General features: G+C 62.6%; 12 protein-coding genes, 4 tRNA genes and 3 rRNA genes. 9 read left to right on the top strand and 10 right to left on the bottom strand.

The genetic code is table 11. The features are described 5' to 3' along the window. Positions 1-37: 37 nt before the first annotated feature. On the bottom strand, positions 38-958 hold the full coding sequence (locus tag WH5701_RS00870) for a precorrin-2 C(20)-methyltransferase (protein ID WP_006169955.1): 921 nt from the start codon (positions 956-958) through the stop codon (positions 38-40). On the opposite strand from WH5701_RS00870, the gene WH5701_RS00865 reads away from it, so the two are divergent. Then, positions 938-1,504, top strand: a complete 567-nt coding sequence (locus WH5701_RS00865) for an acireductone dioxygenase (RefSeq protein ID WP_006169954.1) — start codon at positions 938-940, stop codon at positions 1,502-1,504. The genes WH5701_RS00870 and WH5701_RS00865 overlap by 21 nt on opposite strands. Here the strand turns inward: WH5701_RS00865 and WH5701_RS00860 are convergent. Next, positions 1,501-2,106 (bottom strand): tRNA-(ms[2]io[6]A)-hydroxylase, encoded by a 606-nt coding sequence (locus tag WH5701_RS00860; RefSeq protein WP_006169953.1) that lies wholly within the window; start codon positions 2,104-2,106, stop codon positions 1,501-1,503. The genes WH5701_RS00865 and WH5701_RS00860 overlap by 4 nt on opposite strands. After that, positions 2,103-2,543 carry a type II 3-dehydroquinate dehydratase gene (aroQ, locus tag WH5701_RS00855; protein ID WP_006169952.1) on the bottom strand — a complete coding sequence of 147 codons (441 nt, stop codon included), beginning with the start codon at positions 2,541-2,543 and terminating at the stop codon, positions 2,103-2,105. Before aroQ ends, WH5701_RS00860 begins: the two co-directional genes overlap by 4 nt. A gap of 37 nt (positions 2,544-2,580) precedes the next feature. Between aroQ and WH5701_RS00850 the strand changes: the two genes are divergently transcribed. The 4 genes from WH5701_RS00850 (at position 2,581) to WH5701_RS00835 (ending at position 5,691) form a co-directional block, all read left to right on the top strand. Then, positions 2,581-2,662 (top strand) — tRNA-Tyr (locus tag WH5701_RS00850). A gap of 11 nt (positions 2,663-2,673) precedes the next feature. Beyond that, positions 2,674-2,745: transfer RNA gene (locus WH5701_RS00845), tRNA-Thr, on the top strand. Positions 2,746-2,963: 218 nt separating this feature from the next. Then, entirely contained in the window at positions 2,964-4,424 is a 1,461-nt protein-coding gene (locus tag WH5701_RS00840) for an aldehyde dehydrogenase family protein (RefSeq protein WP_006169951.1), read from the top strand. Between the two features lie 94 nt (positions 4,425-4,518). Next, on the top strand, positions 4,519-5,691 hold the full coding sequence (locus tag WH5701_RS00835; RefSeq protein WP_006169950.1) for a LysM peptidoglycan-binding domain-containing protein: 1,173 nt from the start codon (positions 4,519-4,521) through the stop codon (positions 5,689-5,691). A gap of 23 nt (positions 5,692-5,714) precedes the next feature. Here the strand turns inward: WH5701_RS00835 and WH5701_RS00830 are convergent, their stop codons facing one another. Next, the gene (locus tag WH5701_RS00830; RefSeq protein ID WP_006169949.1) at positions 5,715-7,208 is read right to left on the bottom strand and encodes an ATP-dependent DNA helicase RecQ; all 1,494 of its coding nucleotides are present in this window, start codon (positions 7,206-7,208) and stop codon (positions 5,715-5,717) included. Positions 7,209-7,213: 5 nt separating this feature from the next. After that, positions 7,214-8,236: a hypothetical protein gene (locus WH5701_RS00825; protein WP_006169948.1), complete on the bottom strand. Its 1,023-nt coding sequence runs from the start codon at positions 8,234-8,236 to the stop codon at positions 7,214-7,216. Between the two features lie 148 nt (positions 8,237-8,384). Between WH5701_RS00825 and WH5701_RS00820 the strand changes: the two genes are divergently transcribed. The 4 genes from WH5701_RS00820 (at position 8,385) to mtnC (ending at position 11,124) form a co-directional block, all read left to right on the top strand. Next, positions 8,385-8,594, top strand: a complete 210-nt coding sequence (locus tag WH5701_RS00820) for a photosystem I reaction center subunit IV (protein ID WP_006169947.1) — start codon at positions 8,385-8,387, stop codon at positions 8,592-8,594. Positions 8,595-8,720: 126 nt separating this feature from the next. Beyond that, on the top strand, positions 8,721-9,566 hold the full coding sequence (locus WH5701_RS00815; RefSeq protein WP_006169946.1) for a DNA-formamidopyrimidine glycosylase: 846 nt from the start codon (positions 8,721-8,723) through the stop codon (positions 9,564-9,566). 59 nt (positions 9,567-9,625) lie between these two features. Beyond that, positions 9,626-10,291, top strand: a complete 666-nt coding sequence (gene mtnB, locus WH5701_RS00810) for a methylthioribulose 1-phosphate dehydratase (RefSeq protein WP_037979319.1) — start codon at positions 9,626-9,628, stop codon at positions 10,289-10,291. Next, a complete protein-coding gene (mtnC, locus tag WH5701_RS00805) occupies positions 10,288-11,124 on the top strand; it encodes an acireductone synthase (RefSeq protein ID WP_006169944.1) in 837 nt (278 codons plus the stop codon). The genes mtnB and mtnC overlap by 4 nt, the downstream gene beginning before the upstream one ends. A gap of 105 nt (positions 11,125-11,229) precedes the next feature. Here the strand turns inward: mtnC and rrf are convergent. The 5 genes from rrf to WH5701_RS00780 form a co-directional block, all read right to left on the bottom strand. After that, positions 11,230-11,346, bottom strand: a 5S ribosomal RNA gene (rrf, locus tag WH5701_RS00800). 116 nt (positions 11,347-11,462) lie between these two features. Beyond that, positions 11,463-14,348, bottom strand: a 23S ribosomal RNA gene (locus WH5701_RS00795). 503 nt (positions 14,349-14,851) lie between these two features. Then, positions 14,852-14,924: transfer RNA gene (locus WH5701_RS00790), tRNA-Ala, on the bottom strand. 9 nt (positions 14,925-14,933) lie between these two features. Then, a tRNA-Ile gene (locus tag WH5701_RS00785) sits at positions 14,934-15,007 on the bottom strand. A gap of 197 nt (positions 15,008-15,204) precedes the next feature. Then, a 16S ribosomal RNA gene (locus WH5701_RS00780) occupies positions 15,205-16,690 on the bottom strand. Together the 16S, 23S and 5S rRNA genes with 2 tRNA genes alongside form the textbook arrangement of a ribosomal RNA operon. Between the last annotated feature and the right edge of the window lie 570 nt (positions 16,691-17,260).

Below are 17,260 nucleotides of genomic sequence, written 5' to 3'. Positions count from 1 at the left end.
TCCAGGCGGTTCACTCAGGCAAGCATCTCAGGCCTGATCAGCCCAGCCCCGGCGGTATCTCGGGAAGCACCTGGGGCCAGCCGCAGCGGATCAGCAGCAGGGAGAAGTAGGCGGAGGCACCCTCCCCTTCGGACGGCACCGCAGCGGCCGGTGCCACCAACTGCTCGGGCCAGCCCACATGCCGGGCGAAGAGGGCGTCCTCCAGCAGTCCCAGGTGCTCCAGCAGGGGCCGCACCCAGCTCCAGCGGGCACCCAGCTTGAGCAGGGCCAGCACTGGCCTCTGGCCTTCAGGACAGGCCATGGCTGCCTCCAGTAGCGCCTCCAGCTCGGCGGGATCATCCGGCGTGGGCAGCACCTGCAGGGTCTGGCGCTGCAGGGCGAGGGGCCAGGCACCGGCCGCCGCCGCCGCCGAAGCCGCCGTGATCCCCGGGATCAGGCGCAGCGGACAGTCCGGGTGGTGCTCCAGCAAAGCCAGCAGCACGTAGGAGGCACTGGCGAACAGGGAGACATCCCCCTCACAGAGCAGAACCACCCGCCGGCCGGCGGCCACCTCCAGCGCGAGGGCCTCGGCGGCCTGGCGCCAGGCCAGGCGGCGCGGAGCCGCCTCCGCCACCATCGGGAACACCAGCGGCAGGCGCCGCTGCTGCGGCCTCAGCCAGGGAGAGGCGATCCTGGCGGCCATCCCCTCCGCCTCCAGGCGCGCGACCGGATAGGCCACCACCTCCGCCGCCTGGATCGCCCGGACCGCGGCCACGGTGCAGAGCTCCGGATCGCCGGGGCCGACCCCCACCAGCACCAGGCCCGGTCCGGAGCCCGAAGCGGAGGCTGAGGCCAACACCGAGGCTGTATCCAAGCGATCAATCACAGAGGTGCTCCCGGCGGCGCCTGCCAGCACGCTTTCTAGGCTCAGGCGCGATCCCTTCGCCGCTGCGCCGCCGTGAGCCGCCTGCAGATCCACTCCGTTCATTCGCCCGCGCCGGGCCCGCTCGCCCAGTCCGAGCCCCTGCTCAGCAGCGACGACGGCGCGGTGATCGCCGCCGAGCTGGCCGCCCGTGGCCTGCGCTTCGAGCGCTGGCCGGCCCACAGCGAGCTGGCGGAAGACGCCGACCAAGAGGCCATCCTCAGCGCCTACGCCGGCGAGATCGCCCGCATCCAGAGCCAGGGCCATTACCCCACCGTCGACGCGATCCGGCTGGGCCCTGACCACCCGGATCGCCAGGCCCTGCGCCTGAAGTTCCTGGCCGAGCACACCCACGCCGAAGACGAAGTGCGCTTCTTCGTGGAGGGGCAGGGCCTGTTCTGCCTCCACATCGGCGAGGAGGTGCTGCAGGTGCTCTGCACCAGAGGCGACCTGATCGGCGTTCCCGCCGGCACCCGCCACTGGTTCGACATGGGCGCGACACCACGGTTCACAGCCCTGCGCTTCTTCGACAACCCTGAGGGCTGGGTGGCCCGGTTCACCGGCGATGACATCGCCTCCCGCTACCCCCTGCTCGACCCTTAGCTGTGCATCCGAGGCTGGGGGTGAAGCCGGGCCAGCAGCTCGGCTTCATGGCAGGCCAGCTGCTCCAGACGCTCCACCAGCGCAGGACGCGGCCAGCGGCGCTCACACAGCACCCAGTAGAGGCCGAAGTGACGGGCCTCACTGGCCAGCAGCTCCCCATAGAGCTCCCTCAGCTCCGGATCAGGGCTGTGGGCCGCCAGCAGAGCCATGCGTTCGTGACTGCGGGCCTCGATCAGGCCGGCCACCAGAAAACTGTCGAGCATGCGCTCGGGTTCCTGGCGACGCACCAGCTTGGCGAGGGCGGCGCCGTAGGGGGGAGCCGCCAGCGGACGCAGGGCCTGGCCCCGGCGCCCCAGCAAGGCCAGCACCTGCTCGAAATGCTCCAGTTCCTCCCGCGCCAGGGGGCTGAGGGCGGCCGCCAGGGACTCATCGGAGGGATAGCGGAACATCAGCTGCAGTGCCGCCCCAGCCGCTTTGCGCTCGCAGTGGGCGTGATCGATCAGCAGCTCGAGAGGATGGGCCAGGGCCTGCTCCAGCCACTCGGAACCGGTGGGCGCCGCCAGCCAGCGCACCCTGGCCACGGTGGCCGCTGGAGTCTTCATGGCTGCTGACGCAGGTGGTCAACCAGACCCTCGAGGGCCAGCCGGTAGCTGGTGGGCCCGAAGCCGCAGATCACACCCACGGCCCTGTCGGCGAGGACGGAGTGATGGCGGAAGGGTTCGCGGGCATGGGTGTTGCTCAGGTGCAGTTCCACGTAGGGGATGGCCACGGCCAGCAGCGCGTCGCGCAGGGCAATGGAGGTGTGGGTGTAGGCGGCGGCATTGATCAGGATGCCGGTGCTCTGGCCGCGGGCCTCCTGGATGCGGTCCACCAGGGCGCCCTCATGGTTGCTCTGGAACCAGGCCAGATCGGCCCCCAACGCTGCAGCCCGCTCGGTGAGGTCAGAGCGGATGGCCTCAAGGCTCAACGTGCCGTAGAGCCCGGGCTCGCGACTGCCCAGCAGATTCAGGTTCGGACCATTGAGGGCGAGCAGCTGCATGAGGGAGGTCGGCTGGTAAGTTGTCGAGGTGTGGTTCGGGTCGGTGCCCGAGTGGTTAATGGGGGCGGACTGTAAATCCGCTGGCTCTGCCTACGTTGGTTCAAATCCAACCCGGCCCACCTTTCCACATGCCCTTGTAGCTCAGCGGTAGAGCACTCCCTTGGTAAGGGAGAGGTCACGAGTTCAAGTCTCGTCAAGGGCTTTCCAACTCACCGTTCTGCAGCCTTTTGTCCAGCTGATTCTGGCTGGCTCAAGGGCCTGGATAGGGCTGAGGTTTCTTTTCAATTCCGGCTCAGATTCATCCGAATCCGCTGATGTCCAGCCAGGCCAATTCTCCCGGCCGGCCTCAGTCTTTGGCCAGACTTGGTTCGGCTGCCAGCATGAGCCTGGCTCTGCTTTTCCACTCTCGCCAACCCGTCGATGAGCCCGACCTCCCTCTCCCCCTCCGCCGCTGCTGGCGCAGGCGGGGCCGTTGACCCCGCAGGTCGGCTCTCGACGGCCGCCCTGCGGGAGCTGGTGAATTCAGGCCTCACCAGGCCGATCGCCTGGCGTCAGGCCCAGCTGCAGCGCCTCGATGGGCTGCTGAGCGAGAACGAGCCGGCCATCCTGGAGGCACTGAGCGCCGATCTCGGCAAGCCGCCGGTGGAGGCCTACTTCGAAGTGGTGGCCGTGCGGCAGGAACTGCGCCTGGCCCAGAAGAAGCTGAAGCGCTGGATGGCGCCGCGGCCCGTATCCGTTCCCCTCTCCCAGCTCCCCGGCCGGGCCGAGCTGGTGGCTGAACCCCTCGGCTGCGTGCTGATCATCGGGCCCTGGAACTATCCCTTCTCGCTCACGCTCCAGCCCCTGGTGAGCGCCCTGGCGGCGGGCAACACCGCCGTGCTCAAGCCTTCGGAGCAGGCGCCCCACACCTCCGCCCTGATCGCCCGGCTGGTGGGCCGCCACCTCGATCCCAAGGTGGCGGCGGTGCTCGAGGGCGGCGCCGACGTGGCCGGCGAGCTGCTCGAGCTCCGCTTCGATCACATCTTCTTCACCGGCGGCGGCCGGGTGGGGCGGCTGGTGATGGCCGCCGCGGCCAGAACTCTCACGCCGGTCACCCTGGAGCTGGGAGGCCGCAGCCCGGCGATCGTGCTGGCCGATGCCGATCTCGATGTGTCCGCAAGGCGGCTGGCTTGGGGCAAGGGTCTCAACGCCGGCCAGACCTGCATCGCCCCTGACCACCTGCTGGTGGAGGACTCGGTGCGGCCGGCCCTGATCGAGCGGCTGCGGGGCGAGTTCCAGCGGGCCTACGGCGACGATCCCCTCGCCTCCCCCGACCTGGCCCGCATCGTCAACCAGGCCCAGTTCGAGCGCCTGCTGGCCTTGCTGGAGGGCGCTCGCCGCGGCGGCCGGGTGCTCAGCGGCGGCCAGGTGGATCCCCAGACCCGCCGGATCGCACCCACCCTGATCGCCTGCGATTCCGCCTTCGAACTCCTCAGCCGCGGCTGCGACGATGATCCACTGTTGGCCGGCGAGCTGTTCGGACCCTTGCTGCCGGTGGTCGGTGTGTCAGGGCTGCCCCAGGCCATCGACCTCATCCGCCAGGGGCCCAAGCCGCTGGCCCTCTACCTGTTCAGCCGCAGCCAGGCGGCCCAGGACCAGGTGCTGACCAGCACCAGTTCCGGCGGCGTCTGCCTCAACGACGTCGTGATGCAGGCGGTGGTGCCGGAGTTGTCCTTCGGCGGGGTCGGTGAGAGCGGCATGGGCCGCTACCACGGCCAGGCCGGCTTCGACACCTTCTCGCACCTGCGCAGCGTGCTGCGCCGACCCTTCCGCTTTGATCTTCCCTTCCGCTATCCGCCCTATGGCGATCGGCTCGCCCTGATGAAACGGCTGCTGGGCTGAGTTCCGAGCCGGAGGCGGCCCGGGCTTGGAGCCCTGAGCGGGGACTGGCGTTCCGGAGGGTTCTCCGTAAGGTTCATCCAACCGAACGCCATCCATGCGCAGCCCGCAGCCCTTGCGCCGTGCCCTGGCCGCCCTTGTCGTGGCCCTGGTTCTGCCCTTGCCTGCACTGGCGGGGCCTCAACACGTGGTGAAGTCGGGTGAAACTCTTTCGGAGATCGCCGAGCGCTATGGGGTGTCGGTGAAGCGGCTGCTTCAGCTCAACGGCATCAAGGACCCCAACCTGGTGGAGGCCGGCACCCGCCTGAAGCTGCCCGAGGGCAGTCCCGCGCAGGCCAGCCACACCGTGAGCGCCGGCGAAACGCTCTCAGAGATCGCCGAGCGCTATGGGCTTTCGGTTCAGAAGCTGATGGAGCTCAATGGCCTCAAGGACGCTGACCTCGTGCAGGTGGGGCAACGCCTGAAGGTGCCCACGGCGAAGAGCGCGGCCAGTCCAGCCAAGCCTGCCAAGCCAGCGGCCCCCGCTGCGGCCGGAGCGAAGACCGGAAGGGTGCACGTGGTCAAATCCGGTGAAACCCTCTCGGAGATCGCCGAGCGCTACGACGTGCCGATGGCCCGGCTGGTGAGCATGAACAAGCTGGAGAGCCCCGACAACCTTCAGGTGGGCACCAAGCTCAGTCTGGGTGCAGGCAGCGGAACTCCAGCCACAAAACCAGCACCGGCCAAACCAGCAGCCGCTAAACCAGCAGCCTCCAAGCCAGCAGCCTCCAAGCCAGCAGCAGCCAAACCAGCCCCTGCCCCCCAGGCGGCGGCTCCGAAGCCCGCGGCCAAACCCGAGCCAAAACCAGCACCGAATCCTCCCGAACAAGCCGAACAGCCCGCTCCAGCCGTCGCCACGCCTGCGGCCCAGGCCACGCCTGAACCCGAAGCCAAACCAGCGGCGGCCGCACCGAAACCCACCGTGGCCGCCGCCCAGCCCCAGCCAAAGCCCAAGCCCAAGCCCAAGCCCGACCCCAGCAACACCGCCCCCCCGGACTGGCGCACCTATGGCCCGCTGCAGGTGGATTTCTCCAACTGGCGGCCGATGGGTGGCAGCCAGGTGGCTCCGGCCCTCAACAGTGGCGGCCAGCCGGTGTTCGTGGCGATCAACTGCGCCGCCCGCAAGATCAATGCCACCGGCGAAGCAGGCGCCTGGACCAGCTGGGAAGATCCCACAACCGACTTCGAGGAGCAGCTGATCAAGGACGTCTGCAAGCAGACCGCAGGCTGAAGACAGAGATCCCAGCGGCCGAGTCAGGCAGCCCAGCGCAGGGGCCAGGGCTGGCTGAGGTAGTGGCGGCCAGCGCTGCGCAGCCAGAGGCGCTGGCTGCCATCATCGCTTTCGCTGATCAGCTCCTCCTGCACCAGACGGCGGGTCAGCCAGCCCCAGCGCTGCTCATCGCCGGCATGGGCCTGCTCCAGGGTCTCGGCCAGGCGGCGCAGGTCCACGCCGTCCTTCTGGGCCAGGGCCTCCAGCACCCGCGCCGCATCGAGCGACCAGTCGCTGATCGAGCGGGGCCGCCGGCAGACATCGCAGCGGCCACAGGGCGGCACCAGTTCCCCCACCGCCTGCAGCAGGGCCTGCTCACGGCAGCCGCTGCCCTCCGCCACCGCCTCCATCCGCCGCAGCTGCTGCTGGGCGATGTCACGGCGCGGGCGCTCCTGGTCCTGAAGTTCCGGGCTCATCTGCCGGGCCGAAGCCCGCATCGCCCAGCCCAGGGAGAGCCGATCGGCCGGATCGAACAGCACCAGGCAGCGGGCGGGGTGACCGTCACGGCCGGCCCGTCCCGACTCCTGTAGGTACCCCTCGGCGCTGGCGGGCAGGTCCAGGTGCAGCACCAGGCCCACATCCGGGCGGTCCACTCCCATCCCGAAGGCCACCGTGGCCACCAGCACTGGCTGGGGACTCTCCTGGAAATGCTCCAGGGCCAGCCGGCGACTCTCCGGGTCCATGCCCGCGTGATAAGCGATCGCCTCACGGCCGGCGGCAGAGAGGCGGGCGGCCCAGTGCTCCACCGAGCGGCGAGTGCGGGCGTAGATCAGCACCGCCCCCCGGGCCTGCTCCAGCGCCTCCAGGACGAGGGACAAAGGGTCGTGGGGACGCCGCTCCATCGCATAGCTCAGGTTGGGGCGGCGGGCCGAGCGCACCTGCACCAGGGGACGGCGCAACTGCAGCAGGCGGATGATGTCGGCCCGCACCCGGGGTGCCGCTGTGGCACTCAGGGCCACCAGTGGCACCCCGGGACAGAGACTGCGCAACTGACCCAGCCGCCTGTAATCGGGCCGGAAGTCGTGGCCCCAGGCACTGATGCAATGGGCCTCATCCACCGCCAGGGCCACCAGGCGCCCCTGCTCCAGCACCTCCTCCAGCAACTGGCGGGTGGCCTCGGCCTGCAGCCGCTCCGGGGCCAGGTAGAGCACCCGCAGACGGTTCTCCTCCAGGCGGCGAAGCAAGGCTCGGCGGCTGGGCAGATCAAGGCCCTGGTGCAGGCTGGCCGCCGGGATGCCCCGCCGTTGCAGCTGGCTCACCTGGTCCTGCATCAGGGCCACCAGGGGGGAGACCACCAGCACCAGGCCATCCCGCACCAGGGCCGGCAATTGAAAACACAACGACTTGCCGGCCCCGGTGGGCATCACCGCCAGGCAATCCCGACCGGAGAGCAGCGCCTCCACCACCGGCCGCTGCCCTGGGCGGAAGGCGGTCCAACCGAAATGGCGCTGGAGCTCCGATTCGAGCGGATCCCTCATGGCGCTCAGGGCAAGGGAGGAGGCGTCAGCTGGTCGGGGCTTTCCTCCACCAGTTGCAGGCGGATCCGCATCCCCCCCGAGAGCTCGCCGAGGGACACCCGCAAGGTGGTTCCGCTCAGGCTCTGCAGAGCGGTGAGCAGCTCGCGCAGATGGGGGGTGCTGCTGCCGCTCTCCACCCAGAGGCGCTCCTGCAAGCCCCCCAGGCGCCGCCAGCTGGTGTGCAGCTTGAGCACGGCGCTCTCCAGCTGCTGGGCCTGAGCGACGGCATCGGCGAACAGGCCGAGGGCATCGAGCCGCTGGGCCTCCTGCAGGGCCTTCTCGAGGTTGAGGTCCCCCTGCTGGAACGCGCGCACGGCGATGCCGGCCTCAGCCGCCTTGCTCAGCCAGCGGGCGGTGCTGGTCACATCCTTGACCCGCTCCAGCTCCGGCTCCTCCCGCAGGACCCGGCGCAGGTCGTCCTGCTGGGGTTCCGGCAGTTTGGACAGCTCGCGCACCAGGGGCGCCACCACCCGGGGGGGCAGCAGGTTCTCCTGAGTGCGCTGGCGGATCTCTTCAGGCAACAGCGGGCTGGTGGCTGCGGTGAATTCATCGCTGAGGCGCCGCACCTGCTTGCGGGTGATCTGCTGACCGTCGTTGGCGGCCTCGCTGATCATCTGCTGCACCTCCGGATCCGCCAGAGCCGTATCCAGGAAGGCGCGCTTGGAGAAGTTGTTCACGCTCTCCTGCTCGAGCAGCCCCTCGCCCACCAGGCCATCAGCCGACTCCGCCAGCTGAATTAGGCCGTAAGCCCGGGTCTTGCTGATCTCCTGCTCCCTCAGCCATTGCAGGAATCCGGTGCCACGGCCCTCACCGCCCCGCTTCTCCCGGTCACGCACCGCCCGCAGGATGCGCCCTCGCCAGATCTCAGTTTGCAGATCGAAGCGGTCGCAGACGGCCCAGGCCTCCTCCAGGCGGGAGAGGAACTCCATGGTGCTGATGTCGTCCCGCTCCGGATCGGGCAGCTCCAGGCTGAGGACGGGTGCCTCCATCGACGACCAGCGGCGCAATCGCTGATGCTGCCACGCAGACCCGTGACGGCAAACCATAAGCCGAACGACGAAACGTGACGCCCGCGGTTCATCCCCCCCTTTGGAGCAGGTATCTTCCGTCAGGCAGTCACCCCATAACAGCGCAGCGATGGCGATCTCCCGCGGCGACAAGGTGCGCATCAAGCGGCCTGAGTCCTACTGGTTCAACGAAGTCGGCACCGTGGCGTCCGTCGACACCTCGGGCATCCGCTACCCCGTGGTGGTGCGCTTCGAGAAGGTCAATTACAGCGGCTTCAGCGGCTCAGAAGGCGGCATCAACACCAACAACTTCGCCGAAAGCGAACTGCAGTCGGCCTGAGCCCCCTCCGGGTCATGCCGCCCAGGTTTCAGCACTGATCCGCTTGAAGCTGAGCTTCGGGCGGATTTTATTCGTCGTGGCGACCACCCATCTGCCTGACAGGCTGCCTGGATTGATTCTGAGCGGATGCCCGAGCTTCCCGAGGTAGAAACAGTCCGGCGCGGGCTGGAGCGCCAGCTCAAGGGGTTCGAGATTGAGCGGGTCGAGGTGCTCAGGCAGAGGGCCATCGCCGCTCCCGAGGAGGTTGATCAGTTCCGGGCCGGGCTGATCGGCTGCTTGGTTGGGACCTGGAGCCGCCGGGGGAAGTACCTGATGGCTGAGCTCAGCCGCGACGGCCAGTCGGCAGGCCACTGGGGCGTTCATCTGCGCATGACCGGACAGTTTCTCTGGCTGGAGGAGCCCCGCGAGCCCTGCGCCCATACCCGGGTGCGTTGTTGGAGCCGTCTGGGCCAGGAGCTGCGCTTCATCGACGTACGCAGCTTCGGGCAGATGTGGTTCATCCCGTGCGGACTCGACTGTTCCTGCGTGATGACGGGCCTGCAGAAGCTGGGACCTGAACCCTTCAGCGAGGCCTTCAGCGGCGCCTACCTGCAGCAGAAACTGAAGGGCTCCGTGCGACCGATCAAGGCCGCCCTGCTCGATCAGGCGCTGGTGGCTGGTGTGGGCAACATCTATGCCGATGAATCCCTGTTCACAGCCGGCGTGGCCCCCCAGCGCCGCAGCGGCAGCCTCAGCCTCTTGGAGCTCGAGCGGCTGCGCCGGTCGCTCATCGAGGTCCTCGAAATCAGCATCGGCTCGGGCGGCACCACCTTCAGCGACTTTCGTGATCTCAGTGGCACGAACGGAAATTACGGAGGCGTGGCCTGGGTGTACCGCCGCGGCGGTCAACCGTGCCGGCGCTGCGGCCAGCCGATCCAGCGTGAGCGGCTGGGTGGTCGCAGCAGCCACTGGTGCTCCAACTGCCAGCGTTGAAGCGTGCTTGGGGCTCGTACGGAGGTGCGAGAGGATGAGTCCAAGCCGTTGAAGGGTCCGTGCCCACATCCGCGCCCGAGGAGCAGGCCAGGGCACTGAGCCGTGTCATCGCAGCGATCCATGCCAGGGGCTGGTGCGACGGCACGGGCGGAAATTTCAGCTGCGTGAGCCAGCTGGAACCCTTGGAGCTGTTGATGGCCCCCAGCGGGGTCGACAAGGGCTCAATCCAACCCCAGGACCTGATCCTGGTCAATGGCGAAGCCCAGGTGATCGCAGGCAGCGGAGAAGCCAGTGCCGAGACCCTGCTGCACCTGGAGATCGTCAAACGCACAGGAGCCGGAGCCGTGCTGCATACCCACTCCCAGGCCGCCACCCTGCTCTCCCGGCACGCTCTGCAAGCCGCTTCACACCCTCAAGCAGCCGATGCAGCAGAAGCAGCTGTGCTGATCGAAGGGCTGGAGATGCTCAAGGGCCTCGCAGGCATTCGCAGCCACGACACCTCCATCGCCATCCCCGTGCTGGCCAACGATCAGGATCTGCGCCGCCTCAGCCTCGCCGCCTCACCACACCTGGGCGAGGCACCCCACGGCCTCCTGATCGCTGGCCATGGGCTCTATGCCTGGGGCAACGATCTTTTCAGCGCCCGCCGCCATCTGGAAATTCTCGAATTCCTGCTGGAGCAGAGCTGGCGGGAGCGACTCCTACCTCACCGCCCCGGACCATGAATCATCCAACCTTCACATCTCAAACGGCGGCAGGAGCTGATGGAACCGACCGCTCACTGGCCGGCATCAGCCATGTGCTGCTTGACATCGAAGGAACCACTTGCCCCGTGAGTTTCGTGGCCGACACGCTCTTCCCCTATGCCAGGGATCGTCTTGAGACTTTCCTGCTTGAGCACAGCCAGGATCCGGAGCTCAAACCATTGCTCTGTGATCTCAGCAAAGCCTGGAACAGCGCCAACGGCGAAGCCATGAACAACCCCGTTCGCCAGCACGAAGGCGTTGATCAGCATCAGCAGGACCTTCAACAGTCACCAACCAAGCAACCCAGCCTCCATCAGCTCTGCAGCTTTCTTGAGTCCCTGATCGATGAAGACCGCAAGCTCACCGCTCTGAAAGACCTGCAGGGTTTGATCTGGACTGAGGGCTATGCCACTGGTGCGCTGTGCGCTCCCCTGTTTGTCGATGTGGCGCCAACCCTGGTGCAATGGCACGCCGCTGGGCTTCAGTTGGCGGTGTATTCGTCAGGGTCCGTCGCCGCTCAGCAACTTCTCTACGGTCACAGCGATGCCGGAGATCTTCGCCAGTTGTTCAGCGCCTGGTTTGATACACGCATCGGCCACAAACAGGACCCAGCCAGCTACCTCAGGATTGCCGAATCCCTTGACACGCCCCCCGCCAAGATCCTGTTCGTGAGTGACTCCCTGGCCGAACTCGATGCCGCCCACCACAGCGGCCTGGCTGTGATCTTCAGTAGCAGACCAGGCAATCCCGAACACGACCCAGGATCCCGTGCCCAGATCACGACTCTGAAGCAAATTGAATTTCCGTACTGACCGGCCACCATGGCCCAAAAAGCTACAAAAAAAGCCACCAATAGGTGGCCTTTTCGTCTCTTCTCTGCATTGCAGAGTCAAGAATTGAGCGTTCAGATTGTTTTATCCTGGCATTGAGCTATTTTTGCAGGAAGCTACCCTCCAACTATCGTCGCCGCTACTGCGTTTCACAACCGAGTTCGAGATGGATCGGAGTGGGTCCACAGTGCCATGAACACCAGGAAAGAATCTGTTCACTCTCAGGTGATCCCTGAGAACTACATAGGTAATCGACTTGGCTTTCACCTCATCGGTCTGCAAATTCAGCAACTCATGCTCGTCTTGAGCAGGGCCAAGTGTTGGTCAAGCCCTCGGTCTATTAGTACTCCTCCGCTTCACACATTGCTGCGCTTCCACGTAGAGCCTATCAACGGGTGTTCTTCCCGTGACCTTACTGGCTTAAGCCATGAGAACACTCATCTTGAGGTGGGCTTCCCACTTAGATGCTTTCAGCGGTTATCCTCTCCGCACATGGCTACCCAGCGTTTACCGTTGGCACGATAACTGGTACACCAGAGGTGCGTTCCTCCCGGTCCTCTCGTACTAGGGAGAACTCCTCTCAATGTTCTTACGCATGCACCGGATATGGACCGAACTGTCTCACGACGTTCTGAACCCAGCTCGCGTACCGCTTTAATGGGCGAACAGCCCAACCCTTGGGACCGACTTCAGCCCCAGGTTGCGATGAGCCGACATCGAGGTGCCAAACCTCCCCGTCGATGTGAACTCTTGGGGGAGATCAGCCTGTTATCCCTAGAGTAACTTTTATCCGTTGAGCGACGGCCCTTCCACTCAGAACCGTCGGATCACTAAAGCCGACTTTCGTCCCTGTTCGACTTGTTGGTCTCACAGTCAAGCTTGCTTCTGCTTTTACACTCGTCGGCTGATTTCCAACCAGCCTGAGCAAACCTTTGCGCGCCTCCGTTACCTTTTAGGAGGCGACCGCCCCAGTCAAACTGCCCACCTGATACTGTCCCCTCCCCGGATAACGGGTGAAGGTTAGAACCCTAGCTCTGAAAGAGTGGTATCTCACCGTTGGCTCACCATGACCCGCAAGCCATGGATCAAAGCCTCCCACCTATCCTGCGCATTCAGAGCCCGGGCACAATACCAAGCTACAGTAAAGCTTCATAGGGTCTTTCTGTCCGGGTGCACGTAGTCCGCATCTTCACAGACAATTCTATTTCGCCGAGCCTCTCTCCGAGACAGCGCCCAGATCGTTACGCCTTTCGTGCGGGTCGGAACTTACCCGACAAGGAATTTCGCTACCTTAGGACCGTTATAGTTACGGCCGCCGTTCACCGGGGCTTCAGTCGCTAGCTTCGCTTGCGCTGACCAGCTTCCTTAACCTTCCGGCACTGGGCAGGCGTCAGCCCCCATACATCGTCTTGCGACTTAGCGGAGACCTGTGTTTTTGGTAAACAGTCGCCTGGGCCTCTTCACTGCGACCACCTTGCGGTGGCACCCCTTCTCCCGAAGTTACGGGGCCATTTTGCCGAGTTCCTTAGAGAGAGTTATCTCGCGCCCCTCGGTATTCTCTACCACCCCACCTGTGTCGGTTTCGGGTACAGGCCGTCATGCCTTAACGGGTATAGGGCTTTTCTTGGAAGCTTGACATCACCCACTTCGCTGCCGTAGCAGCTCGTACTCACGCCTCCGCTCAGGGTGTTTTCACCACCCCTCAACGCCTCGAACGCTTGAACCAGTAACCAACATCTGGCTGGGCTAGCCTTCTCCGTCCCCCTTCCCAAAACATGACAGGTACAGGAATGTTGACCTGTTGTCCATCGACTACGCCTTTCGGCCTCGCCTTAGGTCCTGACTAACCCTCCGCGGACGAGCCTGCCGGAGGAACCCTTAGGGTTTCGGGGCATGGGATTCTCACCCATGTTTTCGCTACTCAAGCCGACATTCTCACTTCCATGCAGTCCACGCCCGCTTACGCTAACGCTTCGCCCCACATGGAACGCTCCCCTACCATTTGAATGTTCCTAAGAACAATTAAATCCGCAGCTTCGGTACAATGCTTAGCCCCGTTCATTTTCGGCGCAGGATCGCTCGACCAGTGAGCTATTACGCACTCCTTTGAGGATGGCTGCTTCTAGGCAAACCTCCTGGTTGTCTGGGCAATCCCACCTCCTTTATCACTCAGCATTGATTTGGGGACCTTAGCTGGCGGTCTGGGCTGTTTCCCTTTCGACCATGGAGCTTATCCCCCACAGTCTGACTGCCTAGTTTCACACAGGGTATTCAGAGTTCGTATCGATTTGGTACCGCTCTCGCAGCCCGCACCGAAACGGTGGCTTTACCCCCCTGCTATAGCACTAGACGCTACGCCTCAACGTATTTCGGGGAGAACCAGCTAGCTCCGGGTTCGATTGGCATTTCACCCCTAACCACAGCTCATCCGCTGATTTTTCAACATCAGTCGGTTCGGACCTCCACTTGGTATCACCCAAGCTTCATCCTGGCCATGGTTAGATCACCCGGGTTCGGGTCTATAAACACTGACGATCGCCCTATTCAGACTCGCTTTCGCTATGGCTCCACCATTCCCGGTTTAACCTGCCAGTGCCTATAAGTCGCCGGCTCATTCTTCAACAGGCACACGGTCACCCGATCAGTCGGGCTCCCATTGCTTGTAAGCTCACGGTTTCATGTTCTATTTCACTCCCCTCCCGGGGTTCTTTTCACCTTTCCCTCGCGGTACTGTTGCGCTATCGGTCACACAGGAGTACTTAGCCTTACGAGGTGGTCCTCGCAGATTCATACGGAATTTCACGTGCTCCGTACTACTCGGGATACAGCTAGGCCAGATTCGTTTTCGCGTACGGGGCTTTCACCCTCTATGGCGCGCCTTTCAAACGCTTCCACTAACGTCACTGGTCCACGTTGCTGTCCCACAACCCCGATGGTCGGAACCATCGGTTTAGGCTCTTCCCCGTTCGCTCGCCGCTACTTAGGGAGTCGTTTTTACTTTCCTTTCCTCCAGCTACTAAGATGTTTCAGTTCGCTGGGTTGGCTCGTGCCAGCCTATGGATTCAGCTGGCCGTTCTAGGGGTTGCCCCATTCGGAAATTCCCGGATCAAAGCGTGTTTCCAGCTCCCCGAGACTATCGCAGTAACTACGTCCTTCATCGCCTCTGTGTGCCAAGGTATCCACCGTGAGCCCTTTGTAGCTTGACCAATTTATCTCCACATCACCTTACTGCGGTTGTACGCAGATTCTCCTGCTTTCATCCTCAACGCCTGATCAACTGAATTTCTTCAATTGATCTCGCATTGACTCTAAAAACAAGATCAAACCCGATTCTTTCGGCAAGAACCAGGAGCAATGTGGAGTCTCGGCTCCTACTCTAGAATCGCTCCAAAAACAAACGTTGATCCCAGGAGCCAAAGCCACCAGAATCATCGACTGCTGATGAAGCATCCATGAGATGCTTTATTTACAGACTTACCTATGCAGTTGTCAAGGTTCTACTGAACACCGCAACCATCAGCCTTTCAGCTGATCTTGCTGGAGTCCAGCGTCTTTTCAATCAAGGCCTATGGCAGTACTTGACTCGCATCAAGATACTGATCAAACCTTAAAATGAAAGGAAGCTAGAGTCCTTTTCTCAGTACAATCATCTAAAATCACCACCACAAGCTCTCTCCCTCTGCTTTCGCGATCCGGGCGGGTTGGTCAGTGGAGGTTAGCGGACTCGAACCGCTGACATCCTGCTTGCAAAGCAGGCGCTCTACCAACTGAGCTAAACCCCCAAACACGAATGGGCCATCCTGGACTTGAACCAGGGACCTCACCCTTATCAGGGGTGCGCTCTAACCACCTGAGCTAATGGCCCAGGGATACCCTTGCGGGGTGACCTAGACAAAGTTTAGGAACTGAAAAGACATCCACGACAGCTCAGAGGTCTCTCCATCGCTGGATTCACATCTGGCTTCGTCTCTGTCGGTTGAGGTACCGATTAACCATCGAGATGACAGGATCATGGCCTAGCAATAAATGAGCCAGACATCACGATCAGTTATTGTCTCCCTGTTAGGAGGTGATCCAGCCGCACCTTCCGGTACGGCTACCTTGTTACGACTTCACCCCAGTCATCAGCCCCACCTTCGGCGTCCTCCTCCCTTGCGGGTTGGAGTAACGACTTCGGGCATGGCCAACTTCCATGGTGTGACGGGCGGTGTGTACAAGGCCCGGGAACGTATTCACCGCAGTATGCTGACCTGCGATTACTAGCGATTCCTCCTTCACGTAGGCGAGTTGCAGCCTACGATCTGAACTGAGCCACGGTTTATGGGATTTGCTAGCTCTCGCGAGTTTGCTGCCCTTTGTCCGTAGCATTGTAGTACGTGTGTAGCCCAGGATGTAAGGGGCATGATGACTTGACGTCATCCACACCTTCCTCCGGTTTATCACCGGCGGTCTCTCTAGAGTGCCCAACTGAATGCTGGCAACTAAAGACGTGGGTTGCGCTCGTTGCGGGACTTAACCCAACATCTCACGACACGAGCTGACGACAGCCATGCACCACCTGTCACTGCGTTCCCGAAGGCACTCCCAAGTTTCCAAGGGATTCGCAGGATGTCAAACCCTGGTAAGGTTCTTCGCGTTGCATCGAATTAAACCACATACTCCACCGCTTGTGCGGGCCCCCGTCAATTCCTTTGAGTTTCACACTTGCGTGCGTACTCCCCAGGCGGAACACTTAACGCGTTGGCTACGACACCGGAAGGGTTAATTCTCCCGACACCTAGTGTTCATCGTTTACGGCCAGGACTACAGGGGTATCTAATCCCTTTCGCTCCCCTGGCTTTCGTCCATGAGCGTCAGTTATGGCCCAGCAGAGCGCCTTCGCCACTGGTGTTCTTCCCGATATCTACGCATTTCACCGCTACACCGGGAATTCCCTCTGCCCCTACCACACTCTAGCCTTGTAGTTTCCATTGCTGAAATGGAGTTGAGCTCCACGCTTTAACAACAGACTTTCAAGGCCGCCTGCGGACGCTTTACGCCCAATAATTCCGGATAACGCTTGCCACTCCCGTATTACCGCGGCTGCTGGCACGGAATTAGCCGTGGCTTATTCCTCAAGTACCGTCATGTCTTCTTCCTTGAGAAAAGAGGTTTACAGCCCAGAGGCCTTCGTCCCTCACGCGGCGTTGCTCCGTCAGGCTTGCGCCCATTGCGGAAAATTCCCCACTGCTGCCTCCCGTAGGAGTCTGGGCCGTGTCTCAGTCCCAGTGTGGCTGATCATCCTCTCAGACCAGCTACTGATCGATGCCTTGGTGAGCCATTACCTCACCAACTAGCTAATCAGACGCGGGCTCATCCCCAGGCGAAATTCGTTTCACCTCTCGGCATATGGGGTATTAGCGGCCGTTTCCGGCCGTTATCCCCCTCCTGAGGGCAGATTCCCACGCGTTACTCACCCGTCCGCCACTAGCCCGAAGGCTCGTTCGACTTGCATGTGTTAAGCACGCCGCCAGCGTTCATCCTGAGCCAGGATCAAACTCTCCGTTGTAGTCATCATTCCTATAAACTCTAATTCACATAACCTTGGCTTTCGCTAAAATCATGCCAACTATCATCGCAAATGATGTCGCCGTTACCCAATAACCTGACTTGCGTCAATCATTAGTTAAGGCCTCCTTCTAGCCAGAAGGGTTCGAGAGTGCATCACACAACATGCCAACCTCAATCACAACAACCTTCACAGATAACCTTTCGCGCTCATTCCTCATCAGAGTCTCCCCTGACAATCGAGTCTCGATCACTCATCCATGCGGTCGCCGCAACGTCTTTCAGCTGCTCGTGCAACGACTTTCCAAATCACTCAGATCCGGTCGCACCGTCTCTCACCTGAACATTCATTGAAAAAATTACCCGTGAAAGTAACCTTCTCAAAATTCAGGCAAAATCCTGATGCTTTTTTCTTTTGACGGGACCTCACACCTTTGCTGCTATCTCGTCAGACTCCTAAGCTCGGCTCAAGCCATGCCTCCCTTGCAGGAGCTCATTGCTCATCACCTCGCTTTGGCTTCTGACACAGCAAAAGCGTCAGTTCCTAAACTTTTTAGTTGTCCAGGTGCGC

The organism is Synechococcus sp. WH 5701, from assembly GCF_000153045.1.
Taxonomy (GTDB): domain Bacteria; phylum Cyanobacteriota; class Cyanobacteriia; order PCC-6307; family Cyanobiaceae; genus Regnicoccus_A; species Regnicoccus_A antarcticus.
Note: the sequence above shows the minus strand (reverse complement) of the source record. Positions and strands in the feature narration are given on the sequence as shown.

Bases quoted from the DNA above. Each gene is read 5' to 3' on its own strand.
- aroQ (WP_006169952.1), bottom strand. From the start codon at position 2,543: ATGCAGCTGCTCGCCCTCAATGGTCCGAACCTGAATCTGCTGGGCAGT.
- WH5701_RS00820 (WP_006169947.1), top strand. From the start codon at position 8,385: ATGGCGATCTCCCGCGGCGACAAGGTGCGCATCAAGCGGCCTGAGTCC.
- WH5701_RS00830 (WP_006169949.1), bottom strand. From the start codon at position 7,208: ATGAGGGATCCGCTCGAATCGGAGCTCCAGCGCCATTTCGGTTGGACC.
- WH5701_RS00840 (WP_006169951.1), top strand. From the start codon at position 2,964: ATGAGCCCGACCTCCCTCTCCCCCTCCGCCGCTGCTGGCGCAGGCGGG.
- WH5701_RS00835 (WP_006169950.1), top strand. From the start codon at position 4,519: ATGCGCAGCCCGCAGCCCTTGCGCCGTGCCCTGGCCGCCCTTGTCGTG.
- WH5701_RS00860 (WP_006169953.1), bottom strand. From the start codon at position 2,106: ATGAAGACTCCAGCGGCCACCGTGGCCAGGGTGCGCTGGCTGGCGGCG.
- WH5701_RS00815 (WP_006169946.1), top strand. From the start codon at position 8,721: ATGCCCGAGCTTCCCGAGGTAGAAACAGTCCGGCGCGGGCTGGAGCGC.
- WH5701_RS00825 (WP_006169948.1), bottom strand. From the start codon at position 8,236: ATGGAGGCACCCGTCCTCAGCCTGGAGCTGCCCGATCCGGAGCGGGAC.
- mtnC (WP_006169944.1), top strand. From the start codon at position 10,288: ATGAATCATCCAACCTTCACATCTCAAACGGCGGCAGGAGCTGATGGA.